The sequence below is a fragment of the Campylobacter sp. genome (assembly GCF_030528245.1).
Classification (GTDB): domain Bacteria; phylum Campylobacterota; class Campylobacteria; order Campylobacterales; family Campylobacteraceae; genus Campylobacter_D.
Map to the genome: position 1 here is coordinate 1 of NZ_JAUMZG010000021.1, position 26,697 is coordinate 26,697.

Sequence of the window (26,697 nt, forward strand, 5' to 3'; positions counted from 1 at the left end):
AGCGCTTGCATTTTTTCATAAATGCGCGCCACAATCTCCCCCGTCGTCGCACTCCGCTCAGTTTGGGGAGACTCTTTCGGCATCAAGCCTTTCTTGCATGAGTTTTCTTGTGTTTTCGAGCCATTTTTCGTCCCTCGTATCAACGGGTGCGAGGCAGATGATTTTTAGTGTCCCGCTTTGTGCGGTGAAATTCTTGGTGTCTAAAATTTTAGCCGAATCGACGATGAGCACGGGCTGGACTTTCAGGCTCAGTTTGTCGCTTAAAATTTTAGCCCCGCTTTGGAATTTAAGCAGCTTTTCGCTTTTGGAGCGAGTGCCCTCAGGAAAGATGGCCAAAACTCTGCCCTCGCTCAGCCTTTCTCCAGCTTCTTTCAGCACGCGCATCAAGTCGGCGGGGTTTTTTCTGTCGATGCAAAGAAGCTTGGGCTTTTTGATGGTGTGCTTGAAAAGCGGGATTTCGCCCAGTTCTTTTTTGGCGATCCAGCATAAATTTTTGGGATAAATTTCTTCCAAAGCGATGATGTCAAGGGCGCTTTGATGATTCATCACGATCATGCCCGCCTCTGGATCAAATTCTCCTTCCAGTAAAATTTGATGCCCGATGGTGTATTTTTGTGTCCTCGCCCAAATCCTGCGGATGCGCCAGATTTTATTTTGATCGCGCGTGAAGCAAAAGGCCAAGATAACGCAAAGCACGGAAATGATGAAAAAAAGCCAGAAAATCCCCGCTCTAATCCTTGCGTAAATCCGCATGATGCGCCCATCCTATCTTTCCATCGTTAAGCAGTATTTTGGTGTATCTTCCTCGCTTGGCTAGAATTTCAACCCTCTGGCTGGATTCGGCGGTGTGAAAAAGGGTCGAGTTTTCTGTGGGGAGGATCTGCACCCTCGCGCCGCTTTTTAGTGTCGCGCTTTGCGTGTTGGTGTCCATCAAAAAGCCCAGTGCAAAACTCAGCAGGGCGGAGGCTAGGATGAAATAGCCTTTTTTCCAAACAAAAAGCGCAGCCAAGATGAGGGCCAGGGCCCAAAGGGCGTATTGCTTGTAGAGATTGTAGCTTTTGCTTGTGGGGTTTAGGTCGCTTTGCGTGCTGATTTCATTATCGCTGATTTGGAGCTTGAGCTTGAAATTTTCAAGCTTTTTGCTTTCTTTGTTGAAGTAAGAAAAGCTGAATTCATTTTTATGAGCGGGAAAAATGGCGTAGTAAAAGCCCGTTGAGGCGTTAAAATCGCCCTTTAAATTTTCTATGCCCTGCCTTTGCATCCCCTGCATGAAAAAGCTTTTCAAATTCGCATTTTTCACATCAAGCTCGAGCATCATGATGACATCCTTATCGTTAAAATGGCTCGTTTTGACCTTTTTGACCTCCAAAGAGCTCGCGACAAGGTGCGAGAAATTTGGAGCGCTTGGGGGGCTTTCAAACCTCAGATCTGCTACATTGATACTAGCCTTCTCAAAGGCCTTATTGTTACGCAAAAGTTCGACGATGATTTGATCCAGATTGGCATTGGGACTTTTTGCCTCAAACCATAAAGTGCTTTTGTAACCCCCATTGACCTTGTCCCATTTTGGATTGGGATTTAAAAAAAGCAGATCTTCGTTTTTGAGCGGAGAAATTTGAAAGTCAAAATTTGTCTCCTCAGTCGTTTTAGCATGAAGCTCTAGGGCAAAAACCTCGCCCACATAAAATTTATCCGCATAATCTTCAAGCTCCAAAGCCAAATCCCCCCTCGAAACGAAGGGATCGCTACGCTCTTTTTCAAAGTCATCCAACTCATCACTGGGCGCTACGTTTTGGTAGAATTTCTGTGTTTGCTCGGGTAAATTTAAGGCCCTAAGGGGATCTTCAGCCTGCAAGAGGGTCAAAATCCCCAAGAAAAACAGAGCAAAAATCCTCAAGACAAAAATCCCCCAAGCATTCTAAGCCCCACTTCGCTACCAAGAATTCTATCACAAGCACGCTCGGGGTGGGGCATGAGGGCGAAAATTTTCTTGCCCTCATCGCAAATGCCAGCTATGTCTTCGAGTGAGCCGTTGGGATTGCCCGTGTATTTTAAGAGGATGAGGTCCTTATCGTGCAGCTCTTTGAGTGTGTCCTCATCGGCGTAGTAATTGCCCTCGCCGTGTGCTATGGGTAGGGTGATGTGCTCGTTTTTTTGGAAATTTCTTAAAAAAGCGTTGTCGTTGGAGATGATCTTTAGCCCTTGCTCTTTGGAGATAAAGCTTAAATTCGCATTATGCCTCATCGCGCCTTTCAAAAGCCCAGCCTCGAGCAAAATTTGAAAGCCGTTGCAAATGCCAAGTATGAAGCCGCCTTTTTTAGCGTGCTCTAGCACGCCCTGCATCACGGGGGCAAGCTTGGCGATCGCCGCACATCTTAGGTAATCTCCGTAAGAAAAGCCTCCGGGCAAAACGACCAAATCGGCTTGAAATTCTCTCTGCTCATGCCAAATGATTTGCGCTTTGATGCCGAGTTTGGAAAAGGCGTATTGGGTGTCGAATTCGCAGTTTGTCCCCGGAAATCTAATGATCGCGACCTTCATTTTTCCTCTTAAATTCGCCTTTTAAAATAAAATTTCAAAATCTTCTATCACTTTGTTCACAAGCAGCTCCTCACACATTTTCTGCACGGCAATCTGAGCCCTGTCCCTGTCCTCCTCGCTAAGGGTGAGTTGGATTTGCTTGGCCACTTTTACCTCTTGAACCTGCTTGAAATTTAGGGCGTGGAGTGCCTTTTCTACGGCCTTGCCCTGAGGGTCCAAAACGCCGTCTTTTAAAAAAACATTAAGGATTACGCGCATCTTCGTCCCCCAAAATCCTCTTCAAAACCTCCTCATAGGCCATTTTGACATTGCCCAAATCCTGACGGAATCTGTCTTTGTCCAGCTTTTCATCAGTATTTTTATCCCAAAATCTGCAGCTATCCGGACTGATCTCATCGGCCAAAATGAGCTCCTCATCCGCGCTCACACCCAGCTCAATCTTAAAATCAATCAGCCTTAAATTTTTCGTATCAAAAAAGGGCAACAAAATGGCGTTGATTTGCTTTGCGATTTTTTTGATTTCTAGAATCTGCTTCGCATCCCTTGCCAAATTTAAAAGCAAACAATGATCATCATTGATGAAGGGATCGCCCAAGGCGTCATCCTTGAGGCAAAATTCCACCAAAGCAAAGGGCAAAATCGTCCCCTCCTTGATGCCCAGCCTCTTCGTCAAAGACCCTGTGGCTACATTTCTTACGATGATTTCGATAGGGAGGATGCGGCATTTTTTTATCAATTGTTCGTTATCGCTTAGGGTTCTTATGAGATGGGTTTTGATGCCGTTTTTTTCCAAAAGATGAAAAAGCTCCGTGCTGATCTTGCAATTGAGCGCACCCTTACCCGCTTCATTGCCCCTTTTTTCTGCATTGAAGGCGGTCAGATCGTCTTTAAATTCCGCGATGAGCAAATCAGCCTCATCGGTTTGAAATATCTTTTTGCCCTTGCCCTCGTAAAGCAAATCCTTTTTTGTCATTGGGTGATCCCTTTTATGTTGAGAATTTTTATCGTATCGATGGCGGATTTTAGCTGGATGTCCTCGTTGATTTGTTGGCTTGTGATGAGATCTTTTTCCGCTTTTTTAGCCTCCTTGTCCTTTTTTTTCTCAAGCTTTTCAAGCTCCCCCTCAAGGTGCTGTTTGAGGTCGCTTTCCTTGATGCTAAAGCCCCCTTCTTTCGCATCAACCTTGCCCGGTAAAACCTCTATATCGGGCTTGACGCCCACAGCCTGTATCGTGCGCCCACTTGGCAGGTAGTATCTAGCGACGGTGAGCCTCAGGGCCTCGGTTTTGTTTATCGGTATGATTTGCTGCACGCTGCCCTTGCCGAAGGTATTTTCGCCGACAATAATGGCACGCTTTAAATCCTGCAAGGCCCCGCTCACTATCTCGCTCGCGCTCGCACTGCCTCCATTCACCAAAACGACCAAGGAGGAGCTTGAAATTTTATTGTGGGGATTTGCCCTGTATTCTTGATTTTCGCTTCTACCCTTTTGAGAGACGATAATGCCCTCATTCACAAACAAATTCGTAAGTCCAACGGCCTGATTCAAAAGTCCTCCCGGATTATTCCTCAAATCCAAAATTATGCCCCGATTGTCGCTGTGCTTTTGAAGCTCTTTTTTTGCTTTTTCCACGACATTTTTGTCAAAATTTGTAACCCTCAAATAAAGAATATCCTCATCCTCGATTTTCTTCGCATAAACGCTCTCAACCCTAATAATCTCGCGTATCAAACGCACCTCAAAAGGCTTATCCACGCCCTTTCTAAAGATGGTCAGCGTGATTTTAGTCCCCGCCTTGCCCCGCATCTTATCCACCGCGTCATTTAAATTCATACCCAAGGTGGCCTCTTCGTTGATTTTTAGGATGACGTCGCCCGACTTCAAGCCCGCTCTATCCGCAGGAGTGCCCTCCATAGGAGCGACCACGCTCAAAGCGCCATCCTTCATACCCACAGTGATGCCAAGTCCGCCAAACTCGCCGCTGGTTTGGATCTTCATATCCTCAAAATCCTTTTCATCCAAAAAAGAAGAATGCGCGTCCAAATTGCTCAAAAGTCCCGACAAAGCCTTATCGATCAGGTCGCTAACGTTTTGATCATCCACATAATACTGCTCCACGATTTGCAAAGTTTTATTGAATTTATCCAAAGACTCAAAGCGCTTTTGAAGTCGCTCCTCATCCTTGGCATAGACCACGCCACTAAGCGCAACGCAAAGAATCAAGGAGCCTATAAACCCAGCAAAGATGGCGAGAAGATTTTTATTTTTCAAAACGAACTCCATAAAGAATTTTTAAGATTTGGATTTTAATTAAATTTACTTAAGGATTCGTAAAAATTTTAATCAAGCGATGCGATTGTGTTAAAATGAAACTTAAATTTTTAAAGGAAAATTTGATGGAAGAACAACATTCCCACAGGCACTCTGCCGCGCATCTTAAAAGCATCTCAAACCGCCTTGCGAAAATCATAGGACACCTAGAGAGTGTCAAAAAAATGGTTGAAAATGACAAGGATTGCAGTGAAATTCTGATCCAGCTTGCTGCCGTAAAAGGCGCGGTCAATAACACGGCCAATGCCATTTTGAAGGAGCATTTGAGTCATTGTTTCATCCATGCTCTTGAGGATGGAAATCGCCAAATGATAGAGGATTTGCAGAAGGCTATTGATATGTTTATAAAGTAAATTAAAAAATATTATTAAAAAAACTTGACATAAATAGACTAAAGTTATATAATCATAAGACTATAAAACTTAAGGAGAATTTTATGGCAAATTTACAAGATTTTTTAACCGATTCTATGCTTTCAAATTTAGAAAGTGCGGCTTCTTTGGCCATTCATTCAAAAAATAGCGAGGTGCTGCCCCTACACTTATTCTGGGCTCTGAGTGTGGATAGCTCAAGTATCTTGAATCAAATTTTTAACCAACTCAAACTCTCCCCAGAAGCTCTCCAACTAGAGCTTAAAAGCAAAATTTCAAGTCTCCCCACCAGCTCCAATGTCAGCCGAGAAAGCATTCGCTTTTCCAGTGAGCTCATCGGATCGCTCGAAAAGGCTAGGGGGCTTATGAATGCGAGAGGCGATCATTATCTTAGCGTGGATACTTGGCTCATCAGCGAGAGTGAGGTGGGCATTATTAAGGAAATTTTAAGCAAATTTATCGATCCCAAAGAGCTCAAAAAAAGGCTTGAAAATTTGCGCGCGGGTCGCAAGATAGAAAGCAGGAGTGGCGATGAAACCCTAGATAGCCTTAAAAAATTTGGCATCGATTTGACGCAAAGGGCCAACGATGGGGAACTTGAGCCTGTCATCGGCAGGGAGGAGGAAATCGGCCGCTTGATGCAAATCCTCATCCGCAAAACCAAAAACAACCCCATCCTCTTAGGGGAGCCGGGCGTGGGCAAAACGGCCATCGTCGAGGCCCTCGCCCAGCGCATCGTTCAAAAAGATGTCCCCAAATCTCTACAAAACAAACGCCTCATCGCTCTTGATATGAGTGCCCTCATCGCGGGGGCAAAATATCGCGGGGAATTTGAAGACAGACTTAAGGCTGTGGTTCGCGAAGTGGTCGAAAATGAAAACATTATTTTGTTCATCGATGAAATTCATACCATAGTTGGTGCGGGGGCGAGTGAGGGCAGCATGGACGCGGCCAATATCCTAAAGCCAGCCCTTGCGCGCGGGGAGCTTCACACCATCGGCGCGACCACGCTCAAAGAGTATAGGAAGTATTTTGAAAAGGACGCGGCACTGCAGCGGCGCTTTCAGCCTGTGAGCGTGAATGAGCCTAGCATCAATGAGGCTTTGGCCATGCTGCGGGGCATCAAGGAAAAGCTTGAAATTCATCACAATGTTAGCATTAGCGATGCGGCCTTGGTGGCGGCGGCTAGGCTTTCAAGCCGCTATATTAGCGATAGATTTTTACCCGATAAGGCCATCGATTTGATTGACGAGGCGGCGGCGGAGCTTAAAATGCAGATCGAAAGTGAGCCGTCCTCACTGCGAAAAGTGCGTAAGGAGCTTGAAACCCTAGAGGTGGAAAATGAGGCTTTGAAAATGGAAAAGGATGAGAAAAATCAAAAACGCTTAGAGGAAATCGCCAAGGAGCTAGCAAATTTAAAGGAAAAGCAGCGGGGTTTGAGTGCGCAGTTTGAAAACGAAAAGAACGTTTTTGACGCCATCAGCGAGAAGAAAAAAGAGCTGGATGTCCTCAAAAATGAGGCCACTTTGGCGAAAAGTAGGGGGGAATTTCAAAAAGCGGCCGAGCTAGAATACGGCAAAATCCCCGCCGCACAGAAGGAGCTTGAGGGTGCGGAGGAAAGGTGGGAGGGCCTCAGTGAGAGGGGCGTTTTGCTGAAAAATCAGGTCGATGAGGACTTGGTCGCTGGGATTTTGAGCAAGTGGACAGGCATCGCGGTGCAGAAAATGCTTGAGGGCGAGAGGCAGAAATTTTTGGAGGTGGAGAGGCATCTTAAGGAGAGCGTTGTGGGGCAGGATAGGGCTCTGGCGGCTTTGGCAAGGGCGATCAAGCGCAATAAGGCCGGGCTGGGTGAGGGCAATAAACCCATCGGTAGCTTTTTGTTTTTGGGGCCTACTGGCGTGGGTAAAACGCAGTCGGCTAAGGCTTTGGCGCGGTTTCTTTTTGATGATGAGAGGGCGATGATACGCTTTGATATGAGCGAATTTATGGAAAAGCATAGCATCTCACGCCTTTTGGGCGCACCTCCGGGCTATGTGGGGCACGAGGAGGGCGGGGAGCTGACTGAGGCCGTGCGCCGTAAGCCCTACAGTGTGCTGCTTTTTGATGAGGTGGAGAAGGCGCATGGGGATGTTTTTAATGTGCTTTTAAGCATTTTGGACGAGGGTAGGGCGACCGATAGCAAGGGCGTGAGTGTGGATTTTAAAAACACCATCATCATTTTGACCTCCAACATCGCCTCAGGAGCTATTATGAATTTAAGGGGCAAGGAGCGGGAGGAGGCTGTGAATTTGGAGCTTAAGAGCTTTTTTAAGCCTGAATTTTTAAACCGCTTGGACGAGCTTATCATTTTCAATCCTTTGGGCACGGATGAGGCCTTTGAAATCGTCAAATTGCTTTTCAAGCCTTTGCAAAAGAGCCTTGAGGCTAAGGGTATAGGGGCAAATTTGAGCGAAAATGCCGCGCTGCTCATCGCTAAGGAGGGCTTTGATGCGGATTTTGGCGCCAGACCTCTTAAAAGGGCGCTTTATGAGCTGGTGGAGGATAAGCTCAGTGATATGATTTTGAGCGGAGCACTGAGCGAGGGGGATGAAATCCTCATCGATGCAGATGAGAATGGGGTGGTTGTTAAGCGACTTTAATGGGACAAGGATGGTCCCTTATTTAAAAAATATTTTCTCTTTTCCATAGTAAAAGGTTGGAATCTAGTAGTTCTTCATTGATTTTTATCGCTAGATTATTTCGCATTTCAAAAAAGTGGTAGAAAAGCTCTAAATCTTTGCTTGGAATCTTTGGTTTCGCATTTTTTAAATTATTTTTAGCAAAGCCTTTTGTGTTTTTAGTGGTTTTCTTCTGTTCTATTCTTTTGTTCTTGCCATCTAAATTTGTAAATTCATTTGGGTCTTTTTCCATTATGGCATTTGTGATGTCATAAAAGCTGTCGTTATAATCTTTGTTTTGATAGTAAGGATTTGCGTGATAGTATTTAAAAACTTCTAGGGCAGCGTTAAAAAGGCTTTTAGCTTCTTTACTAAAGCTAAATTGCTTTAAAAACTCTCTAAAGTCAAAGGGCTTTAACTCCTCGCTATAAAGATTTTTATCCTTATCTTTGCTATAAGGGTGGATAATTTCAGCGTTTTCAGGATAAAGCACATTTAAGTCGTTATGCCTACACGCTCCGCCTAAGTCTTCAGCACTAAAAGGCATAATGTAATTTTTAAGAGCGACTAATTTGTCCCCCCCCCCCGCACAATAGCGGATTCTCTTATCGGCTTATTTGAAAATAGATTGCCTTTAAAAAATAATGAAAACGCAATAGCATCGCTAAATAATTCTTGTGGAATTTCGCTTATTTTGCCTTTTAAAACATAGGGACTTCTTTCAAAATATTTAGCGTGTGAGTTAAAATTTAAACCTTTAGAAAGCAAAGTATATTTTAAATTCTCTGTGGTAATTTTATCTGCCTTTTCAAATCCGCCATTGCTAACGAGAATTGTGCTATTTAAGTAACTATACTGCCCCAAAATCATTCCCTTTTGATTCTGCTTGATTGCTGTGTCTATCTCTTTCACTAAACTAGGTCTTTCTAAATCATAAGCATAGGATTTGACATAATTAAAGCCGATTTTGTCCCTTTCATAACGCTTGGCGGTAAAAGACTTATCATTTATCGTATCGCCTAAGTGTTTGCTAAAAATCATTTGAGAGATACTCCAATCGCTTAGATTAAAGGTTTTAGCTGTGCTAAAAATATGGCTATACATTTTTAGTCCGCTTTTTTGATAGGCTTCTAGGGCTTCGCTAAACATCTGCTCGGTTTTATAGTAAAACACTATCACTTCAGGCTCTAGCCTTAAAACTTTGTTAAAAAAGCTTATAGCTTTATTCTCTCTTTTGCCTTGATAGTTTGTGTAGTTTTGATATGGCGGATTCATTATAACCATTAGCTTTTTCTTTTCTCTTTTGACGATTTCATTTATAGTGAGTTCTGTTCCGCCGTGTGTAAATTCTGGCTCATTAGAATCTTTTAAATAATCAAATTGCACCACATTTTCAAAATCCTTAATCTTACAAATATCCACATCTTTAGAATCTAGTGTGCTTAAGTAGCATTGCTTTTTTATCTCTTTTGAGAATTGATTTTCTAAATTGCCCACGCCACAGCAAGGGTCATAAATGATATAGTCTTTTAAGTCTGTTTTAGAATCTAGGCAATACTGCTCTAAAATCTTGTTTTGCTCACTCACAAAGAAAAAGGGTGTGTATTCTCCGCCTGTGTCTTTGCGGTATTTATCAGTATAAAGCAAATGCGATTCTTCTAAGATTTTTAAAAACTCATCTTTTGCAGGTGGGCGTTTGTATTTCTGCCAAAAGGCTGTATAGGCTTGTAGATTTGGGATAGTGTAGAATTTTTCATTTTTATCATCTATAAATTTTACTTCTTGTTTGTTTTCGTTTATTTCTATGCTAAAGGCGTTTAGGTCTGTGCCTTCTCGTATTAGGGGCTTTTGTGAGCCTAAGTCTGTGCCTACGATTATAAGGCTGTCTTTGTATTTGGTGTTGTTTAGCATATCTACTAAAAAGAGATTGATTAAGGTTTGCTCGTTTTTTATCTCATTTTTAAAAGTTAAGGCTTCTTTCCACGCGTGAAAAATGGTTACCATGTTTTTAAGCGTGATAGAGATTTCTAAATCTTCTCTTTTGAGTAAGTTGGCATAAAACTCTTTAATCTCATTATTTACATATTTTATGATTTTCGCACTTTGTCTTAATCTATCGTTGATTCTATCAATCGCATCGCGGCTTGGGGTGCTTGGGGTCTCACTCTCCCAATGAAAATCATTATTAAACATCACAGAATCATCTAAAAGCTCAATAAATTCTAAAATATCATTGCCATTTTCTTTATAGATTAGGGCTAGATGGTTTAGGATATGCTTTTGCTTTTTGTTGGTTAGCACGACTTGGGCTAGGGCTTTTGCTCTTTCTTGTGGGTTTAGGGTAACTTTTGCTTCAATATATAAAAGTGGATTGCCCTTTTTATCAAATAAAATAATATCTCTTCGCTCATTATCATATTTGCAAAGCTTGGGGTTAAAATACTCTTGGCTAAATTTGACTTTGTAGTCTATCTCTTCGTATGCTTGTTTTATCATGATGGCATCACAACTTTCATCAAAACAAAACCTCGCCCCCGTAAATCCTCTGCTGCGGTAGCGGGGATTTGGGCGTGTAGTATTCCCTCTCGCCTTTGTAAGTGCCGCTTCGCACCCCGCTTGGGATGCTGAATTTGCGCTTGGTATCGGGGAATTTCTCCAAATACTTGCTCAAAAATTCCCTAAACACAGGCGCCGCCGTCCTCGCACCCCCCTCAAACCACCGCATCGGCTTGTTATCGTCATTGCCATACCAAATGACAGCCTCAAGCTCGGGCGTGAGTCCCACAAACCACGCATCCACGCTTTTGTTGCTCGTGCCCGTTTTGCCCGCCACCTCGATGTCTGCCACCCTAGCATTGCGCCCCGTGCCCTTTTCGACGACATTTTTCATCATATCCAGCACCAAAAAGCTCTGCGCCTCATCGCTCACCCTTTCCTCTTTGGAGTCAAATTCAGCGACGATTTTACCCTCCTTATCGCGAATTTCCCTTATCAAAATCGGCTCCCTGATCGAGCCATAATTGCCAAACATCGTGTAGAATTTCGCAAATTTCAAGGGCGAAATTCCAAAGCTCCCCAGCACGATGGAGAGGTCTGCGGGGATGTTACTAAAGCCCATATTTACGAGCTTAGAATGCACCACATCAAGCCCGATGTCCAAAGCCAAATTGATGGTGGCTAGATTCCTAGAATTTGTAAGCGCTTGCTTGAGCGTTACCAATCCGCCCAGTCCGCCGCCGTAGTTTTTGGGCTTCCAGTCCTCATTATTCCCCGCGCCCCCTTCAAAAATCCTCGAAATATCCGCCACCTCACTGGCGGGCGAGTAGCCTAAATTCACCGCGATTTGGTAAATAAAGGGCTTGAAAGAGCTGCCGGGCTGGCGCGCACTTTGCGTGGCTCGGTTGTAATGACTTTTTTCGTAATCAACCCCCCCCACGAGGGCCAAAACATTACCGTTTTGATGATTGACCACCACCATGGCCCCATTGAGGGTGCTCAAATTCGCATCCTTGTCCCTCTTAACGATCTCATCGTAGCCAAATTTTAGGGCCTCACGCGCCATATTTTGCACATCCAGGTCAATATTAAGAGTGATTTTATAGCCCCCCGTTTTCAAGTCAGCATACTGGGGCCCAAGCTGCTTAATAACCTCATCAACCACATAGGGCGCTGCATTTTGCGTGAGGGTATCATCATACACCACAGGCACCTCCTCCATCGCCTGCTCGTATTCATCCTTTGAAATCCAGCCCAAAGAATACATCCTCACGAGGACATTATTCGCCCGCGCTATGCTCAAATCAAGATGCTTGGTCGGATCATAGCTGCTAGGCGCCTTGGGCATGCCCACGAGGATGGCTATCTCTTTGAGGCTTAGCTCGTTTAAATTCTTGTGAAAATACCCCTGCGCCGCCGTTTTGACGCCATAATAGCCGTGCCCAAAAAAGATAAAATTCAAATAGCGCTCCAAAATTTGCTCTTTGCTAAGTTGCGTTTCCATTTTGTAGGCGAGAAGGGCTTCTCGGATTTTACGCTCTAGGCTTCGCTCGGGAGTGAGTTCGGTATTTTTGATGAACTGCTGGGTGAGGGTCGAGGCGCCCTCCATAGTCTGCCCGCCACTTTTGATGATCTTAAGCACCGCGCGAAAAATCGCATCAACATTCACGCCATTGTGCTCAAAAAATGCCGTATCCTCGATGGCGATGAGGGCCTCGATGAGGCGCGCAGGCAGCTCGTCATAGGGCGCGTAAAAGCGATGCTGCTCGAAGATGTTGGCGATGAGTCTGCCGTTTTTGTCATAAATTTGCGTGCTGAGGGGGGGACTGTATTCTTTGAAGGTATAGCCCTCCGTGTCCGCACTCGCGAAAAGATAGCTCACATAAATCGCCGCACAAATCCCCATCAAAAGCAAGAGTGAAGCGATGATTTTTAAGATTTTCATAAATAAGCCTTTAAATTCTCCACATCAAGCCCCAGAGCCGTGCTGCGTTTGCCAACCATTTTCAGGCAGTATTTTTGATGAAAACCCTCGCACATCAAGGCCCCCGCCTTGCCCAGATACTCCCCGCTTTGGATGTAGTCCCTGAGATCGCCTGGGTCAAATTCCCCAAAAAACAGCGTGGTTTTTGAAAGCGAAAAGATCCTCTTTTGCGGACAAGAAAGTAAAAAAGCACTCAGCACACTCACGCTTTTGCCGCTTTGCGCCTCAAGGCTAGCCAGAGCCTCGGCATCATCGTGGGGCTTAGTGAGAATTTTCCCCTCAAGGCTCACGATACTATCGGCAAAAAGCAGGCACTCTCCAGCTAAGTCTGCAAATTCTTGCCCAAACTGCCTTTCTTTTTCCAAAACCACCCTCTGCACGAAAACACTCGGGGGCAAAGTTTTATCCACATCCTCATCATACTCACAAATTTTCTGCACGAAGGCGATGCCCGCTTCCTTCAAAAGGGCAGCACGAGAGGGCGAGGACGAGGCGAGATAGAGCATCAAAGCCCCGCCTCGATGAGGGTTCGGGCTAAATTCAGCGCCGCATCCAGCTTACTCAAATCCTTCCCCCCAGCCGTGGCGAAGTCATCCCTGCCTCCACCCCCACCGCCCAAAAGCGCGGCCAGTTCTTTAACCAACCCCCCCGCTTTTAAGGGAGCGTTTTTCACCCCGCAAGCTAGCTCCACCCTATCCCCCACAGGCTTGAAAAGCACGATAACCGCGCGGGAGTGTTTGTTTTTAAACGCATCGATCATCTCCTTAATGTCCCCCCCCTCGACCTTGCTCACGCAAAGCCAGCAGTCTTTAAATTCCACGCCCTCAAGGCCGCTCTCACCCTTGCCCTTAAGCTCCTGCTTGAGTTTTGCGATTTCATTTTTGAGCCTTTTTATCCCGCTCAAAAGATCGGTATTTTTAAGCGCATCCCTCGCCAAACTCAGCTCCCCAAACGCCGCTGCTACGTGCTTTAAGGCCGCCTCACTCACCACCGCCTCAATGCGCCGCACCCCCGCACTCACGCCGCCTTCCTTGAGGATGTAAAAAGAGCCGATTTGGGCCGTGTTTTGCACATGGGTCCCGCCGCAAAGCTCCTTACTCTCGCCTAGGGTTAGCACTCTGACCTCACCCTCGTATTTCTCGCTAAAAAGAGCCACCGCGCCGCTTTTTTTCGCCTCTTCTAGGGGCAAATTCTGCACGATCGCCGCATCGCTTTTGATGATGAGGGCGTTGACAAAATTTTGAATTTCTCCAAGCTCGGCTGCACTCAGGGGCCTAGGATGCGTGAAGTCAAAACGCAGCTTGTCCCACTCCACCAGCGAGCCCGCCTGCGTGATGTGGGGGCCTAAAATTTTACGCAGGGCAAAATGCAGCAAATGCGTGGCCGAGTGATGTCTGGCACTTTGCTCCCTCTTGTGCGTGTTGATTTTAGCCAGAATTTTTTGTCCGCATTTTAGAGGCGCTTTTGTCTCCACGAGACTTAGATTGAGCTTAAAAAATTTCTGGGTCTGCAAAACGGCACTCTCCCCCACCCAGCCCTCATCGCCCACCTGTCCGCCGCCTGTGGCGTAAAAGGGTGTCTCATCCAGCAGCACCCACCCCCTCTCTCCGGCGCCAAGCCCCTCCACCTGCCGAAAATCCTCATCCAAAAGGGCTAAAATTTGACTCTGGCTCTCGGTCCTTTCATAGCCGATGAATTTATTTTCTCCCAATCTCTCAAGCAGATCCTTAAAATCCCCGCTTGCGGTTTTGTCCCCGCTACCACGCCAAGAGGCCTTCGCTCTGTCCTTTTGGGCGCGCATCAGGGCTTCAAATTTAGCCACATCCACGCTCAAATTTTTCTCCCGCAGCATGTCCGCGGTCAAATCCAAAGGAAAGCCGTAGGTGTCATAAAGCCTGAAGGCCACCTCCCCGCTAAAAATTCGCTCCGTCCTTGCAAGCTCGGCGTTAAAAAGCTCGATGCCGTTTTCTATGGTCGCCAAAAAGCGCTCCTCCTCGGCCCTCATCTGCTCCTTCACCATCGCCTTTTTTTCAAGCAAATACGCATAATGCCCGCCGTTGAGCGCGCAAACCACATCCACAAGCTTGCACATGAAGGGCCTTTTAAGCCCTAGCAAATAGCCATGCCGCAGGGCGCGGCGCAAAATGCGGCGCAAAACATAGCCCCGCCCCTCCTTGTCAAAGCCCACGCCTTGTGCGAGTAAAAAGGTGCTCGAGCGGATATGATCGGCTATGACGCGATAGCTCGCTCCCTCTTCATAGCGATAGTTCTTGCCGCAAAGCTGGGCGATTTTATCGATGATGGGCATGAAAAGGGAGCTGTCAAAATTACTGAATTTCCCCTCCTTAATCGCCACAACCCTCTCAAGCCCCATGCCCGTGTCGATGCTAGGATGCGGCAGGGGTCTTAGCACGCCATCAGGCCCCCTCTCATACTGCATGAAAACCAAATTCCAAATCTCCAAAAAGCGGTCCCCCTCTCCACCCATGTGATCCTCAGGGCCATTAAAATGCGCAGCGCCCTGGTCGTAGAAAATTTCACTGCAAGGGCCACAAGGTCCCGTATCGCCCATTTGCCAGAAATTATCCCTATCGCCAAAACGATAAATTTTCTCCTTTGCGAGGTGCTCCTGCCAAAGTGCGTAGGCCTCATCGTCTTTTTCATGCACGGTTACGCAAAGCCTTTCTTGGGGGAGGGCTAGGATTTGAGTAACGAATTCCCAAGCGTAAGCGATGGCCTCTTTTTTAAAATAGTCCCCGAAGCTAAAATTTCCCAGCATTTCAAAGAAGGTATGATGGCGGGCGGTGTAGCCGACATTGTCAAGGTCGTTATGCTTGCCGCCTGCGCGGATGCAGGTTTGAGCGCTTGTTTTGCGGGGAGGGGTGGGGCGTGGAATTTCTCCTGTGAAGATATTTTTAAAAGGCACCATCCCGGCATTGGTAAAAAGTAGGGTGGCATCCTCTGGCACGAGGGGGCTTGAGGGAGTGATTTCATGCCCCTTTGAGTGGAAAAATTTTAAAAATTCGGCTCTGACATCCATCGCATTTCCTCACTAAGATATAGCCGCAATCATAGCAAACTTAAATTAAGCAAAACTAACATAAAATAAGGGCTTTTTTAGTGAAAATTTTAAGGTTCTGCTATGAATTTTATTAATCTTGGCGCGCAGTATCTTGCTTACAAAGATGAAATTGATGCTGCAATTAGGGGCATTTTGACAGACTCCTCCTTCATAGGCGGGGCGAGGCTTGAGGAATTTGAGGGCGATTTAGCGCATTTTGTGGGGATAAGGCACGCCATCGCTTGCTCAAGCGGCACGAGTGCTCTGTATTTGTCTTTGAGGGCCTTGGATATCAAAGAGGGAGATGAGGTCATCGTGCCTAGTTTTAGCTTCATCGCTACGGCTGAGATGGTCGCTCTCATCGGCGCTAAGCCCGTTTTTGTGGATATAAATTTAGACGATTTTAATTTAAATTTCGAGGATGTCAAAGCGGCCATCACGCCTAAAACTAAGGCTGTGATTGCGGTGAGTATGTTCGGTCAAATGGGCGACTGGGCGGGGCTAAATGACTTTTGTGATGGCAAAAACATCAGCCTCATCGAAGACGGCGCACAAAGCTTTGGGGCAGATTTTGCGGGGAGAAAGTCCTGCTCCATCGCAAAAATTTCTTGCACGAGCTTTTTTCCCGCTAAGCCCCTGGGCGCTTATGGAGACGGTGGGGCGGTTTTTTGCCATGATGATGATTTAGCGCAGAAGATAAGAATTTTGCTCAATCACGGACAGAGCAAGCGCTACCATCACGAGCTCATAGGCATCAATGGGCGCCTGGATACCCTGCAAGCGGCGATTTTGTCGGTCAAGCTCAAGTATTTGGATCAAGAAATCGCAAGGCGGCAGACTTTGGCTAGGTTTTATGATGAAAATTTAGAGCATTGCCGCATCCCAAAAATCCACCCCCAAGCCCGCAGCGTCTATGCGCAATATAGCATTTTGCTCGAGGATAGAAAGCGCGTGATGCAGGCCTTTGAAAGGGCCGGAGTGCCCTATGCTATCCATTATCCTAGGCCCCTACATCGTCAGCCCTGTTTTAGCAAATTTGCAAATTTAGAGCTTAAAAATTCGCAATATGCGAGCGATCATGTGCTTTCCTTGCCTTTTTCAGCCTTTTTGACTGAGGCGGAGCAGGAGAGGGTGGTGAGGGCTTTTAAGGAAGCGTTTTGATAAAAATCGGCATAGCCGGGCTTGGGAAAATGGGACAAAATCATTTGCGCGAGCTCCAAAAAAATCCTAATTTTCAAGTCAATGCACTTTTTGATTTGCGCCCCAAACCTGAACTTAACGAATTTGGGGAGATTTTTCATACGGATTTTGACGCTTTTTTAGGGCAAAAAAGCGACCTCATCATCATCGCAACGCCCACAAACACGCATCTAGAAGTGGCTACTAGAGCCTTGGAAAAATGCCCCGCCCTCTTGATTGAAAAGCCCCTGGCCTTAAATTTAAGCGAGATTGAAAGATTGAGCGGGCTTTCTTATGGGAAAAAAATCGCCGTGGGCCTTTGTGAGCGCTTTAATCCTGCTGTTTTGTCCCTGAAAAAGGAGCTTGAAAATCAAAAAATCACCAGTCTTAGCATCCAAAGATTTTCGCCGCGTCCCGAGCGCATCAAGGATGTGGGGATTTTGCACGATTTGGCTGTGCATGATTTGGATTTGTTGGGTTTTTTGAGTGGTGAGCGCATTCAAAGGACTTTGATTTTTAGCAAGGCGCACGAAGAAAATGAGAGCATCATCGCCTGTGAGCTTGGAAATAGCATGGCCTGCCTCCATCAAAGCTGGAACTATCCCCTAAGTCTTAGGAAAATTCATCTTGGCACGAAGGAGCATTTTTTTGAGGCCGACTTGCTGAATTTCACTCTGCTTAAAGACGGCGTGAGGGTTGAGCTAGATTCTAAGCTAAAGGGCAAAACGCCGCTTTTTGGTGAGCATGAGGCGCTTTTAGCTTGGCTTGATGGGGGGAGGCATTTTTTAGCAGGCATTGAGGATGCTTACAGGGTGCAGGCCGTGCTGGAGGGGCGGCTTTGAGGCTTGTTTTGTTTTTAAATATGGGCGGGGTAGAAAGGCTAGAAGATTGTGAAATTTTTTTAAAAAATATGTTCAACGACCCTTATATTTTGGGGATTGAGAATAAATTTTTACGCTCTTTTCTTGCCTTTTGCATCACAAAAATGAGGGTGGATGCGATGCGGAAAAATTACACCCAGATCGGTGGCAAATCCCCGCTAAATGCCCTCACTGCCTCGCTTTGTGGGAGGCTTTTTGCTAGGGGAGGGGGGGTTGGGTTTGATTTTGTGAATTTATACGTGAGTCCCTTTGCGGATGAGGTTTTGGGGCGCTATGATTTTACAAAAGAGGATGAAATCATACTTTTCCCGCTTTACCCGCACCACTCCAAAACCACCGTAACTTCAGCTTTTTCGGCCCTGGATGAGGTTTTGGGGCGCCTAAAAATTCAAGCAAAAATTAAAAAAATCGACATTTTTTACAAGGATGCGATTTATAATGAAATGATCATCAAGCATATCTTGCGACACTCAGCCCAATTCCCCGCCAAAACCCTCATTTTCTCCGCCCACTCCCTGCCCCTTTCTCACATCAAAAAGGGCGATGTGTATGAGGAGCATGTGAGGGAGCACGTGGAGCTTTTGCGGCGTGGTTTGGAGGGGAGGTTTGAGGAAATTTTGCTGGGCTATCAGTCCAGATTAGGCCCTGTGAAGTGGCTAGGACCTAGCACGGCCTCTCTTTTAGCGGGACTGAAAAATGAGGCTTTGATTTATCCGCTTTCTTTTTGCATCGATTGCTCCGAGACCGTTTTTGAGCTTGAAATCGAATACCGAAAAATCGCGGCCAAAAACTACAAAGTCGTGCCCTGTCCCAATGACAGCTTGGAATTTCAAAACTTCATCCTAAGCCGCCTATAATCCTATGCTTTTGAGGTAGCCGTTGTCGTTTAAGAAAAGATAAAGCTCGCCCAAAATGTGCTTTTTTTGCTTTTCATCCACGAGGGTGGAGGCAGAAATTCTTTCGTTTAAAATATCCATAATCTCATGGATGTCATAGTCCAAATCCTCCAAAATATCAAGGATGGACTGCGCCTCGATGATGTCCTCTAGCTCATAGCCCGCATCACTCACGCGCACGCTAGCCTCAGTTGGATGCGTGAAAAGATTATGCCGCATACCCAAAACCTCTTGATAGGCCCCCACGAGAAAAAAGCCCAAAAAATAGCTTTCTTTTTCAATGTCTACATCGTGCAGGAGGAGGGGATTGTCCTTTGAGTAGGAAATTTCTCCATCGCTATCGCAGGTGATGTCCCAAATGCTCGCGCTTCTTGTGGGCTTTTCGTCCAGTTTATCCAGGGGCATAATGGGAAAATTTTGCGCCAGTCCCCAGAAATCTGGCATGCTCTGAAAGAGGGAAAAATTCACCAAATAGCGCTCTTGGACCTCATTTTGTATAGCGCGCAAATCTGCGGCATTGGGCTTGTCTTTCAAAAGCAAAATGGCCTTTTTTGTGATAAGCTGGGTGAGAATTTCGGCATTTGAGCGGTCCTTCAGATCCACATAGCCCAGGTCAAATAGGGTCAAAATGCTCTCTAAATGATCGATGCTATCGTGGAGGTATTCTAGTGCGTTGGTGGGCTTGATGCTCTGATAAAGGTCGTAAAGCTCATCGATGAGCTTGGGATTTTGCTTTTTCAAAATGAGCTTGCTTTCTGCATATTCTTGGGAAAAAAGCTCCAAAACAGGGGCGATTAAAATCGCATGCGAAGCGGCGATGAAGCGTCCGCTCTCGACAAAAATATCAGGCTCGACATCGCTCTTTTGCTCGGCGATATTTTTGAGGATGAAAACCACATCGTTGGCGTATTCTCTAAGCGTGTAATGGCGACTTTTTTCGTCCTTAAACTGCGAGTACTCCACGGCCAAACCCCCGCCCAGATTGATGGCCTTTAAATTTTTAGCCCCCATCTTTCTAAGCTCGGTGTAGATATTTCCAGCCTCGTTGAGGGCCTTTTTGAGGGGGTGGATTTCGTTGATTTGCGATCCCAAATGAAAATGGATCATACTAAACTGCTCCAAAAGTTTGTTTTCTTTGAGTAGGTTGAAGGCCTCAATGAGCTCTGTGGATGTGAGACCGAATTTAGAATTGATCCCCCCGCTCTTCGCCCAAATCCCGACCCCAGCGGAGTGCAAACGCACCCTCAGTCCTATGCTGGGCTTGGGCTTGAAACGCTCTTTGGAAATTTCAATGATGGCCTCGAGTTCATTCAGTCCCTCGATGGTTAGGGTGATGTTATGCCCCATTTCAGCGGCGATAAAGCCGATGTTGATGAGCTCTTTGTCCTTAAAGCCATTGACGGTGATGGGGGCGTTTTCGTTGTTGTAGGCCATCGCGAGTAAAAGCTCAGCCTTTGAGCCCGCTTCAAGTCCGTAATTATAGCTCTTCCCTAGCCTTACTAGGTTTTTGACAAAGCCCGGGTATTGATTGACCTTGAGCGGATAAACGGCATTGAAGCCGCCCTTGTAGCCAAATTCCTTCCTCGCCTTAGCAAAACTGCCATAAATGCTTTCAATCTGCTTTTGTATGAGGTGGGGGAAGCGCAGGAGGAGGGGGCCCTTGTAGCCGTCATTGCGGAGTGTTTTTACGATGTCGATGAGGGCGGGTTTGCTGCCGCTGTTGATGCAAATTTTGCCGTCCTTAATGATGAAATTCTCATTCCCCCAAAGCTCCAAGCCATAATCCATCATAATCTTTCCTCCAGTTTTGAAATTTCAAGGATTTCGTCCTTTTTAAGTCTCAAATTTTTGCAAAACAAATGCCCATTTTTCGCCTCATTTTCCCCCATGCAGAGAAACAATTCAAAGCCCATTTTATCAGCACTTTCAAGGTGTTTGGCCAGTTTTTTCGCCTCATAGCTTAAATAAATCTTACGCCTTTTTCGCAATCTTGTGGCGATTTGCAAAAGCTCGCCAATATACTCCTCATCCAAGGCGCAAAGATAAATCCCATCCCGCGCCACCTCCTGCTCCTTTTGCTCCAAAATCGCCATGAGTCTTTCTATCCCCACAGCAAAGCCCACGCCAAAGCCCCCCTTACCACCCAAATCCTCTATGAGCCTATCATAGCGCCCCCCGCCGGCGATGGCAGCCTTGGCACCGATGGCATCACTGAGAAATTCAAAAGCCGTTTTAGAATAATAATCAAGCCCGCGAACCAGCTTTGTATCGACTACAAATTCCACGCGATTTTCCCTCAAAATTTTTTGCAAAATTTCAAAATCCTCGCCGCAGCAGGGACAAAGCCGCTCACTGATGGCAGGAGCGTTTTTAAGCAGATTTTGGCAGGATTCGTTTTTGCAGTCTAGAATGCGGATGGGGTTGAGTTTTTTACGCCTCAGACAATCCTCACAAAGACCCTCTTTTTGCTCCAAAAAGGACAGAAATTCCTCGCGGTATCGCCCAAGACAGACGGCACAGCCCAAAGAATTGATGCAAAGCGTGAAAGCGATGTCTAGGCGGGTGAAAATTTCAACCAGCATCAAAATGAGGCTAGCATCCTCATAAACGCTAGGCTCACCAAAGCTCTCAACGCCAAATTGATGAAACTCCCTCAAGCGGCCTTTTTGCGGCCTTTCATAACGAAACATCGAGCCGTGATAGAACCATTTTTGAACGCTCTTTGTCCTATCCAATTTAGCCTCGACATAGGCCCTCACCGCCCCCGCCGTGCCCTCAGGGCGCAGAGCTACTTCATTACCGCCCTTATCGGTGAATTCATACATTTCCTTGCCGACTATGTCCGAGCTCTCTCCCACGCTTCTTTTGAAGAGCTTCACCAGCTCCAAATGCGGGGTGTGGATGAAAGAAAAATGATAATTTTTAGCCACTTCCTCGCAGGTTTTGATGATTTTTTCATAATAAAAGGCCCTAGAGCCTAGCAAATCCTTCATCCCTTTCAATGCGCTAATCATCGATGAAATCCTTTATTTTTTTAGAAAGTAGGTCCCTGTCCTCTCCCGCATCAAGGCTTAGAATTTTTATGAAAATTTGTTTTTTCAAAAAATTTAAAACCTTCTCAAGTTTATCCTGCACGGCTAAAAAATGCTCCACACCAAGCCTTTCTATGCTGTCCAATCTCTTGTGATGGAGGCGGGTTTGGATGAGGGCGGCATCCGCTTTTAAAAATACGACTTTTTGAGGGAAAAAACCATCCAGGGCGAATTGGTTGAAAAAAAATAGGGTTTCAAGCTCAAATTCCTTCGCATAAGCCATGCCTGAAATGCAGCTTCTATCGCTGATGATGCGCCTGTTTTGGTTGGGGCGCAGCACCTCCTCATAGTGCCTAGCCCTATCGCTTAGAAAAAGAAAAAATTCGGTTCTTTTATCCAGGGCATAGGGTTTATCCAGCAAAAGCTCCCTCAAGTGCCTACCCAGAGCTGTCCCGCCGGGCTCTAGAGTGAAAATGGCATCGGGGTAAATCGGGCGCAAAAGCTCAATCTGCGTGCTCTTGCCCACGCCGTCAATCCCCTCAAAAACTACATACAAGGCTCATCCTTGAGGAGGGGTAAAATTTCTTTGGGCACCAGGGAGCTGACATCGCCGCCGTGGGCTAGGATGGCGCGGACTATGGAGCTTGAAATGAAGGCGTTTTTTAAATTGGGCATCAAATAGATGGTTTCAAATTCATCCCAAAGGGCGTTATTCGCATAACCAATCTGCAGCTCATACTCAAAATCGCTCACGGCTCTTAGTCCCCTTATGATGGTGTTGATCTGAAGCTCTTTGGCCAAATCCACGAGTAAATTTTCAAAGCCTATGATTTGGACCTGGTTTAAATTCCGCGTGGCGATCTGGGCTAAGGCCTTGCGTTTTTCAAGGCTGAATCGAGGATTTTTTTGCTCACTCTTTGCCACGGCGACGATCACTTTGTCAAAAATTTTTAGGGCCCTTTTTATCACATCCAAGTGTCCATTGGTAATGGGGTCAAAGCTCCCCGGATACAAACAGGTCAATTTTTCTCCTAAATTTTAAGATGCCCCTCACTGAGGTCTTTCCCATTTTTGATACAAATTATGCGGAATTTCAAGCAAGTCAAGCCATTTTCCCACGATGAAATTTTCCAAACCCTCCAAATCTCGCAATCCAAAATAACTCGCCACAATCGGCGGAGCGATGATGGCGCCAAGCTGAGAAAGTTTGCTCATGTGCTCCAAATTTAGCGTGGAAAAGGGCATTTCGCGCACGGCTAAAATGAGCTTTTTGCGCTCCTTGAGGGCAACAATGCAAGCCCTTGTTAGCAGGGTATCGCCTAGGCCTGAGTGAATTTTTGCTAGGGTGGAGACCGAGCAGGGCGCGATGATGGTTTTTGTGATGCCAAAAGAGCCGCTTGATGCCCCAGCACACAGATCATCGTCGCACAAAAACTGCGTTTTCGTGAGGGAAAAATGCTCGCTTGCTAGGGTGCTAAAATGCTGTAAATTCCATTTGAATTGGGGATTTTCGGCCAAAAAGCTGCTTTTGGCATGCTGTGTTAAAACGCAGAAAACTTTGGATTTTTTTTCTAAATTTTGAAGCAGTTTAAAGCCCAAATAAACGCTACTGGAGCCTGAAATTCCTACCAAAATTTTCATTGTAAAAGCACTCTATTTTTACCTATAACCGTGCCCTGCATCACCTTGCCCTCCTTGCTTTTAAGGCGAATTCTCTCGCTTAGATTAGCACTTTGCAAGGATACAAGCTCGATCAAAACATCAACGCCGCTATCTCTTAAAACTCCAACCACCAAATCGCCGCGCTTAATGATGGCTGTGGTTTTGAACATATTTTCTCTTAAAATGGTGTTTTTGTTGATGTTATTTTTTGCAAGAATATTGTTTAAATCATCTATACTTAGGGCATTGCTTGGCACTTTATCAAAATCCATTAAAACAATTCTATAATCAAGCGCACCAAGCCTATCCCCTCGCTTTATCGCTCTTGTGCTGCGCAAAACTTCTAAATTTGCACGGATAAAATAACGAAAAAAAACATTTTTAGAAATGTTTTGATGGGTTTTAAATTCGGCTCTCACAAAGCCTTGAGCCTTGTTAAATTTACCATTAGCAATACGCAAAAACTCAAAATTTTCAAATTCTTTTGGTAAAGATGTGATTTTTAAGTCAATTTGCTTAATGATAATTTGAGGAAAATTATTTTGATACTCTTTAGCCAGGGCGTCCTTAACGCGTTCTAAATTCCCAGCCTCTAAAAATTGCCATAAGGCTAAGAATAAGAAGCTAATTTTCCTCATATTTTTCCTTAAAATAGACTAATCACAGCACCATTATATTTTTTCTCCACAAAGTTTTTTACCGCTTCGCTTTTTAGCACCTCTTTGATAATCCTAGTTTTTTCGCTCTCTTTATTTTTTGCTTCAACGGCTACAACTATGGCATATAGGCTACTTTTATCCTCGATGAAAAGTCCTTTTTGTGGATTTAGCTTCGCTCCAAGTGCATAATTTGTAGGTATCACAGCCACATCCGCATCGCCTAAAGCGCGAGGAAGCTGTGCGGCTTTAAGCTCTAGGAATTTAAGCTTTTTAGGATTCTCCACTATATCAATGGGGGTTTTAAGCTTTTTATCATTTAGCTTAATAAGCCCCGCTTTTTCTAAAAGCTCTAAAGCTCTGCTTTCATTTGTCGGGTCGTTTGGGATGGCTATTTTGGAACCGTCTTTAAGCTCGTTAAGATTTTTTAATTTTTTGCTAAAAACAGCCATAGGGGCGATAACTGTGGGAGTTGTGGCGACTAAATCGCTTTTGGTGTTTTTATTATACTCGTCTAAAAAAGGCTTGTGTTGATACAAATTTGCATCAAGTTCTTTAGCACTCAAAGCTTTATTTGGCAAAATATAATCCGAAAATTCCACAATCTTAAGCTCATAGCCTTCTTTTTCAAAGTCCTCTCTCATAGACTCAACAATAATAGCGAAAGGATTAGGCGTCAGCCCTATGGTAATGATTCTATCGCTCGCAGACAGAATGGACGAGAAAATACTAAAAAAAACACTCGCTACAAGAATTCTTTTAATAAAGCCCATAGAGCATCCTTATGCTAGAAAAAATTTGCACTTTTTCATGGGAATTTAGAAAGCAGGAACGACAGCGCCGCCATATTTTTCGACAATAAACTGCCTAACTTTTTCACTTTGCAAAGCCTTAATCAGGGCTTGAATTTTAGGATTTTGCTCATTTCCTTCTTTGACGACAAGGATATTCACATAAGGGCTATCCTTATCCTCGATAAAAATAGAATCCTTGACGGGGTTAAGATTTGCTGCTAGGGCGTAGTTGGAATTAATCACAGCTATATCCACATCGTTGAGAGCGCGGGGAAGCTGGGCAGCTTTAAGCTCTGCAAATTTAAGCTTTTTGGGATTGTTTATGATATCGAGGGGAGTTTTTAAGGCTTTATCTTGAAAGCTTACCAAGCCTGATTTTGCAATTATATCCAAAGCGCGACTCTCGTTAGTCGGGTCGTTTGGCACAGCTATGGTTGCACCTTCACTAATATCATCCAAATTTTTGTATTTTTTAGAATAAACAGCCATAGGCTCAATATGTACAGCCGACACCCCTATCAGTTTTGTGCCTCTGCTTTTATTAAATTCTTTCAAATAGGGAGTGTGCTGGAAAAAATTAGCATCAACCTCACCATTATCAGTGGCTAAATTAGGTAAAACATAATCGGTAAATTCCTTTATCACAAGCGTATAGCCAGATTTTTCAAGCTCTGGTTTAACTTGCTCTAAAATTTCAGCATGTGGGACAGGTGTGGCCGCGACTACAACTTTCTCCGCAGCACCGAGACTGACCGCAAACCCCAAAAGACTCGCTAAAAGTATATTTTTAATACTCATTGTTTACTCCTTTTTCTTAGAGATGATTTTGTCGCATTTGTTTTGCCCTCAAAGCCCCATTTTCTAACCAAACAAAAGCTTTATTTAGTGTCATACAGCTAAAACAATGCGCTATCAGGCATTTTAGCATGCTAGAATTCCTAAAATTTCTATACCAAATTGACTATATTTTCAATTCCATATAAAGTCTTAGGTCCCGGATTCTACTTTGACAATCTTTAAGATAAAATAAAATCTAATTATTGTTTAATAAATAATAAAATCAATTCAAAGATTTATCTCGTTCATTGTTATTGTTTTAAAATTCCACTGTTTGGTATTTTATTTTAATCTTAATCCTAATATTTGATAACCTAATGTTAGATTGTTTATAAGTTCAAGTATCACTATATTAAAATTTTAAATTATTTTTAAAACTAAAGTAAATATTGATATTTGTCTAAATTTTAAATTTTTTAGATAAAATATTGACGAAATCCTTGATTTTGTGTTTGATGATTGTAGCGTTATTTTATATTTTATGACATCTGTGAGAATTTTTCGAAATTTCGAAAGATATTTAAAAAACTTAAAGACAAAAATCGTATTTCACACCCATTATCTTTGATACTTTAGATTTTAGTGTTTAATAAGGAAAAATTCAAATTCATACAATAAATTTTTTAATTTAAAACACCTAACGAAAAAAGAATTAAAACTTATATTAAACGAATACAAAATTTGATATTTTATCTTTAAGAAAAATATCAGCCTATTATGCGACTTAGAATGCCGTGAGTTGAGATGGGATTAAGTAATTATCATTTTATTAATATAAATTCATTTTTTGCTTTTCAAATTTTTTTTAAAAACCAACCAATATAATAATTTCGAAAATTAAAAACATTTTTTTAAAAACACAGTAACAAATACATTTTTGTAAATAAATGTACGCATAATGTACACATTGAGTATGGAACATAGTTATTTGTTGTAAGCATTATATTAATTCAATAATTTTTAAGCACGCTCGATCGTCCCCCGGCCTATGCTGTGAGGGCCGTGAGTGAGGAGAGGCTTGTGGAGCTTTCTTGGCTGATAGATAGCGTGCCTGTGTTGATTTCAAGGCGCCAGTATGGTGGGCGGAGGCTTCGTTTTAGCGAGGAGGAGCTTTTGAAAATGCTCGCCCTGCGTCCTCAAAGCGAGATGGACGTGGAGGCGAGCTTTGATGCGGACTCCAAGCGGATTTTAAGCAAACTTTTAGCTCAGGGCAGGGTGAGGACTGTGAGCCTAGCGGGAGTACGTTTTTATGGGGCTTATTTGGGTTTAAATTTTTAAAAATAAATTCTTGAGAAAATTTCGTTTTTCAAATTTTCAAT

25 protein-coding genes are annotated in these 26,697 nt (G+C 44.5%); 6 read left to right on the forward strand and 19 right to left on the reverse strand.

Annotation, left to right across the window (positions count from 1 at the left end):
* Window positions 1–57: 57 nt before the first annotated feature.
* From Q4A73_RS04890 to Q4A73_RS04915, 6 genes are read right to left on the reverse strand one after another with little or no spacing between them, the layout of a single operon-like run.
* Window positions 58–753 carry a lysophospholipid acyltransferase family protein gene (locus tag Q4A73_RS04890; RefSeq protein ID WP_303206322.1) on the reverse strand — a complete coding sequence of 232 codons (696 nt, stop codon included), beginning with the start codon at window positions 751–753 and terminating at the stop codon, window positions 58–60.
* Complete coding sequence (locus Q4A73_RS04895) at window positions 731–1,882, reverse strand: SH3 domain-containing protein (RefSeq protein WP_303206344.1); 1,152 nt, start codon at window positions 1,880–1,882, stop codon at window positions 731–733. The genes Q4A73_RS04890 and Q4A73_RS04895 overlap by 23 nt, the downstream gene beginning before the upstream one ends.
* Before the next feature lie 11 nt (window positions 1,883–1,893).
* A complete protein-coding gene (gene purQ, locus Q4A73_RS04900) occupies window positions 1,894–2,541 on the reverse strand; it encodes a phosphoribosylformylglycinamidine synthase subunit PurQ (protein ID WP_303206323.1) in 648 nt (215 codons plus the stop codon).
* A 21-nt stretch (window positions 2,542–2,562) separates the two neighbouring features.
* Entirely contained in the window at window positions 2,563–2,799 is a 237-nt protein-coding gene (purS, locus tag Q4A73_RS04905) for a phosphoribosylformylglycinamidine synthase subunit PurS (RefSeq protein ID WP_303206324.1), read from the reverse strand.
* On the reverse strand, window positions 2,783–3,514 hold the full coding sequence (purC, locus tag Q4A73_RS04910; RefSeq protein WP_303206325.1) for a phosphoribosylaminoimidazolesuccinocarboxamide synthase: 732 nt from the start codon (window positions 3,512–3,514) through the stop codon (window positions 2,783–2,785). The genes purS and purC overlap by 17 nt, the downstream gene beginning before the upstream one ends.
* Window positions 3,511–4,824, reverse strand: coding sequence for a S41 family peptidase (locus Q4A73_RS04915; protein WP_303206326.1), 1,314 nt, complete (start codon window positions 4,822–4,824; stop codon window positions 3,511–3,513). The genes purC and Q4A73_RS04915 overlap by 4 nt, the downstream gene beginning before the upstream one ends.
* Window positions 4,825–4,934: 110 nt before the next feature.
* Between Q4A73_RS04915 and Q4A73_RS04920 the strand changes: the two genes are divergently transcribed.
* A complete protein-coding gene (locus Q4A73_RS04920; protein ID WP_303206327.1) occupies window positions 4,935–5,225 on the forward strand; it encodes a metal-sensing transcriptional repressor in 291 nt (96 codons plus the stop codon).
* 83 nt (window positions 5,226–5,308) lie between these two features.
* Window positions 5,309–7,882 carry an AAA family ATPase gene (locus Q4A73_RS04925; RefSeq protein ID WP_303206328.1) on the forward strand — a complete coding sequence of 858 codons (2,574 nt, stop codon included), beginning with the start codon at window positions 5,309–5,311 and terminating at the stop codon, window positions 7,880–7,882.
* Window positions 7,883–7,904: 22 nt separating this feature from the next.
* Here Q4A73_RS04925 and Q4A73_RS04930 read toward each other — a convergent pair whose 3' ends face one another.
* From Q4A73_RS04930 to alaS, 5 genes are read right to left on the reverse strand one after another with little or no spacing between them, the layout of a single operon-like run.
* The gene (locus Q4A73_RS04930; protein ID WP_303206329.1) at window positions 7,905–8,447 is read right to left on the reverse strand and encodes a hypothetical protein; all 543 of its coding nucleotides are present in this window, start codon (window positions 8,445–8,447) and stop codon (window positions 7,905–7,907) included.
* Window positions 8,448–8,467: 20 nt separating this feature from the next.
* Complete coding sequence (locus tag Q4A73_RS04935) at window positions 8,468–10,396, reverse strand: hypothetical protein (RefSeq protein WP_303206330.1); 1,929 nt, start codon at window positions 10,394–10,396, stop codon at window positions 8,468–8,470.
* Window positions 10,397–10,415: 19 nt separating this feature from the next.
* A complete protein-coding gene (locus tag Q4A73_RS04940; RefSeq protein WP_303206331.1) occupies window positions 10,416–12,341 on the reverse strand; it encodes a penicillin-binding protein 1A in 1,926 nt (641 codons plus the stop codon).
* Window positions 12,338–12,886, reverse strand: a complete 549-nt coding sequence (gene maf, locus Q4A73_RS04945; protein WP_303206345.1) for a septum formation inhibitor Maf — start codon at window positions 12,884–12,886, stop codon at window positions 12,338–12,340. The genes Q4A73_RS04940 and maf overlap by 4 nt, the downstream gene beginning before the upstream one ends.
* Window positions 12,886–15,420, reverse strand: coding sequence for an alanine--tRNA ligase (gene alaS / locus Q4A73_RS04950; RefSeq protein ID WP_303206332.1), 2,535 nt, complete (start codon window positions 15,418–15,420; stop codon window positions 12,886–12,888). Before alaS ends, maf begins: the two co-directional genes overlap by 1 nt.
* Before the next feature lie 102 nt (window positions 15,421–15,522).
* Here alaS and Q4A73_RS04955 point away from each other — a divergent pair, with 102 nt between their 5' ends.
* The 3 genes from Q4A73_RS04955 to hemH are packed head-to-tail and all read left to right on the forward strand — an operon-like array spanning window position 15,523 to window position 18,358.
* The gene (locus Q4A73_RS04955) at window positions 15,523–16,602 is read left to right on the forward strand and encodes a DegT/DnrJ/EryC1/StrS aminotransferase family protein (protein WP_303206333.1); all 1,080 of its coding nucleotides are present in this window, start codon (window positions 15,523–15,525) and stop codon (window positions 16,600–16,602) included.
* On the forward strand, window positions 16,602–17,462 hold the full coding sequence (locus Q4A73_RS04960) for a Gfo/Idh/MocA family protein (protein ID WP_303206346.1): 861 nt from the start codon (window positions 16,602–16,604) through the stop codon (window positions 17,460–17,462). Before Q4A73_RS04955 ends, Q4A73_RS04960 begins: the two co-directional genes overlap by 1 nt.
* The gene (hemH, locus tag Q4A73_RS04965; RefSeq protein ID WP_303206334.1) at window positions 17,459–18,358 is read left to right on the forward strand and encodes a ferrochelatase; all 900 of its coding nucleotides are present in this window, start codon (window positions 17,459–17,461) and stop codon (window positions 18,356–18,358) included. Before Q4A73_RS04960 ends, hemH begins: the two co-directional genes overlap by 4 nt.
* On the opposite strand, the gene speA is transcribed toward hemH, so the two are convergent.
* From speA to Q4A73_RS05005, 8 genes are read right to left on the reverse strand one after another with little or no spacing between them, the layout of a single operon-like run.
* Window positions 18,353–20,188, reverse strand: a complete 1,836-nt coding sequence (gene speA, locus Q4A73_RS04970; RefSeq protein ID WP_303206335.1) for a biosynthetic arginine decarboxylase — start codon at window positions 20,186–20,188, stop codon at window positions 18,353–18,355. The genes hemH and speA overlap by 6 nt on opposite strands.
* Window positions 20,185–21,411, reverse strand: a complete 1,227-nt coding sequence (gene hisS, locus Q4A73_RS04975; protein WP_303206336.1) for a histidine--tRNA ligase — start codon at window positions 21,409–21,411, stop codon at window positions 20,185–20,187. Before hisS ends, speA begins: the two co-directional genes overlap by 4 nt.
* Window positions 21,404–21,985 carry a dTMP kinase gene (gene tmk, locus Q4A73_RS04980; protein ID WP_303206337.1) on the reverse strand — a complete coding sequence of 194 codons (582 nt, stop codon included), beginning with the start codon at window positions 21,983–21,985 and terminating at the stop codon, window positions 21,404–21,406. The genes hisS and tmk overlap by 8 nt, the downstream gene beginning before the upstream one ends.
* Window positions 21,976–22,452 carry a pantetheine-phosphate adenylyltransferase gene (coaD, locus tag Q4A73_RS04985; RefSeq protein ID WP_303206338.1) on the reverse strand — a complete coding sequence of 159 codons (477 nt, stop codon included), beginning with the start codon at window positions 22,450–22,452 and terminating at the stop codon, window positions 21,976–21,978. Before coaD ends, tmk begins: the two co-directional genes overlap by 10 nt.
* 27 nt (window positions 22,453–22,479) lie before the next feature.
* Window positions 22,480–23,070 carry a UbiX family flavin prenyltransferase gene (locus Q4A73_RS04990; RefSeq protein ID WP_303206339.1) on the reverse strand — a complete coding sequence of 197 codons (591 nt, stop codon included), beginning with the start codon at window positions 23,068–23,070 and terminating at the stop codon, window positions 22,480–22,482.
* The gene (gene flgA / locus Q4A73_RS04995; protein WP_303206340.1) at window positions 23,067–23,729 is read right to left on the reverse strand and encodes a flagellar basal body P-ring formation chaperone FlgA; all 663 of its coding nucleotides are present in this window, start codon (window positions 23,727–23,729) and stop codon (window positions 23,067–23,069) included. Before flgA ends, Q4A73_RS04990 begins: the two co-directional genes overlap by 4 nt.
* A gap of 8 nt (window positions 23,730–23,737) precedes the next feature.
* Window positions 23,738–24,520, reverse strand: coding sequence for a MetQ/NlpA family ABC transporter substrate-binding protein (locus Q4A73_RS05000; protein WP_303206341.1), 783 nt, complete (start codon window positions 24,518–24,520; stop codon window positions 23,738–23,740).
* Between the two features lie 45 nt (window positions 24,521–24,565).
* A complete protein-coding gene (locus tag Q4A73_RS05005; protein WP_303206342.1) occupies window positions 24,566–25,339 on the reverse strand; it encodes a MetQ/NlpA family ABC transporter substrate-binding protein in 774 nt (257 codons plus the stop codon).
* A gap of 1,032 nt (window positions 25,340–26,371) precedes the next feature.
* Between Q4A73_RS05005 and Q4A73_RS05010 the strand changes: the two genes are divergently transcribed.
* Complete coding sequence (locus tag Q4A73_RS05010; RefSeq protein WP_303206343.1) at window positions 26,372–26,656, forward strand: hypothetical protein; 285 nt, start codon at window positions 26,372–26,374, stop codon at window positions 26,654–26,656.
* Window positions 26,657–26,697: the final 41 nt, after the last annotated feature.

Excerpts from the sequence above, each read along its gene's own strand:
- Q4A73_RS04890 (WP_303206322.1), bottom strand. The coding sequence starts at position 753 with ATGCGGATTTACGCAAGGATTAGAGCGGGGATTTTCTGGCTTTTTTTC.
- purQ (WP_303206323.1), bottom strand. The coding sequence starts at position 2,541 with ATGAAGGTCGCGATCATTAGATTTCCGGGGACAAACTGCGAATTCGAC.
- purS (WP_303206324.1), bottom strand. The coding sequence starts at position 2,799 with ATGCGCGTAATCCTTAATGTTTTTTTAAAAGACGGCGTTTTGGACCCT.
- purC (WP_303206325.1), bottom strand. The coding sequence starts at position 3,514 with ATGACAAAAAAGGATTTGCTTTACGAGGGCAAGGGCAAAAAGATATTT.
- Q4A73_RS04915 (WP_303206326.1), bottom strand. The coding sequence starts at position 4,824 with ATGGAGTTCGTTTTGAAAAATAAAAATCTTCTCGCCATCTTTGCTGGG.
- Q4A73_RS04925 (WP_303206328.1), top strand. The coding sequence starts at position 5,309 with ATGGCAAATTTACAAGATTTTTTAACCGATTCTATGCTTTCAAATTTA.
- Q4A73_RS04930 (WP_303206329.1), bottom strand. The coding sequence starts at position 8,447 with ATGCCTTTTAGTGCTGAAGACTTAGGCGGAGCGTGTAGGCATAACGAC.
- Q4A73_RS04935 (WP_303206330.1), bottom strand. The coding sequence starts at position 10,396 with ATGATAAAACAAGCATACGAAGAGATAGACTACAAAGTCAAATTTAGC.
- Q4A73_RS04940 (WP_303206331.1), bottom strand. The coding sequence starts at position 12,341 with ATGAAAATCTTAAAAATCATCGCTTCACTCTTGCTTTTGATGGGGATT.
- maf (WP_303206345.1), bottom strand. The coding sequence starts at position 12,886 with ATGCTCTATCTCGCCTCGTCCTCGCCCTCTCGTGCTGCCCTTTTGAAG.
- alaS (WP_303206332.1), bottom strand. The coding sequence starts at position 15,420 with ATGGATGTCAGAGCCGAATTTTTAAAATTTTTCCACTCAAAGGGGCAT.
- Q4A73_RS04955 (WP_303206333.1), top strand. The coding sequence starts at position 15,523 with ATGAATTTTATTAATCTTGGCGCGCAGTATCTTGCTTACAAAGATGAA.
- speA (WP_303206335.1), bottom strand. The coding sequence starts at position 20,188 with ATGATGGATTATGGCTTGGAGCTTTGGGGGAATGAGAATTTCATCATT.
- hisS (WP_303206336.1), bottom strand. The coding sequence starts at position 21,411 with ATGATTAGCGCATTGAAAGGGATGAAGGATTTGCTAGGCTCTAGGGCC.
- Q4A73_RS04990 (WP_303206339.1), bottom strand. The coding sequence starts at position 23,070 with ATGAAAATTTTGGTAGGAATTTCAGGCTCCAGTAGCGTTTATTTGGGC.
- flgA (WP_303206340.1), bottom strand. The coding sequence starts at position 23,729 with ATGAGGAAAATTAGCTTCTTATTCTTAGCCTTATGGCAATTTTTAGAG.
- Q4A73_RS05000 (WP_303206341.1), bottom strand. The coding sequence starts at position 24,520 with ATGGGCTTTATTAAAAGAATTCTTGTAGCGAGTGTTTTTTTTAGTATT.
- Q4A73_RS05005 (WP_303206342.1), bottom strand. The coding sequence starts at position 25,339 with ATGAGTATTAAAAATATACTTTTAGCGAGTCTTTTGGGGTTTGCGGTC.